Origin of the sequence: Streptomyces ovatisporus (assembly GCF_042653885.1) — a bacterium.
Classification (GTDB): domain Bacteria; phylum Actinomycetota; class Actinomycetes; order Streptomycetales; family Streptomycetaceae; genus Streptomyces; species Streptomyces ovatisporus.
Genome location: NZ_JBHSFH010000025.1, coordinates 1 through 500 on the forward strand (window position 1 = coordinate 1; position 500 = coordinate 500).

Sequence of the window (500 nt, forward strand, 5' to 3'; positions counted from 1 at the left end):
ACCAGTGAGCTATTACGCACTCTTTCAAGGATGGCTGCTTCTAAGCCAACCTCCTGGTTGTCTCTGCGACTCCACATCCTTTCCCACTTAGCACACGCTTAGGGGCCTTAGTCGATGCTCTGGGCTGTTTCCCTCTCGACCATGGAGCTTATCCCCCACAGTCTCACTGCCGCGCTCTCACTTACCGGCATTCGGAGTTTGGCTAAGGTCAGTAACCCGGTAGGGCCCATCGCCTATCCAGTGCTCTACCTCCGGCAAGAAACACACGACGCTGCACCTAAATGCATTTCGGGGAGAACCAGCTATCACGGAGTTTGATTGGCCTTTCACCCCTAACCACAGGTCATCCCCCAGGTTTTCAACCCTGGTGGGTTCGGGCCTCCACGAAGTCTTACCTCCGCTTCACCCTGCCCATGGCTAGATCACTCCGCTTCGGGTCTTGAACACGCTACTCAACCGCCCTCTTCGGACTCGCTTTCGCTACGGCTCCCCCACACGGG

General features: G+C 56.8%; 1 rRNA gene. It reads right to left on the bottom strand.

The features are described from left to right. Positions 1–500, bottom strand: a 23S ribosomal RNA gene (locus ACFPA8_RS27530); the annotation flags it as partial.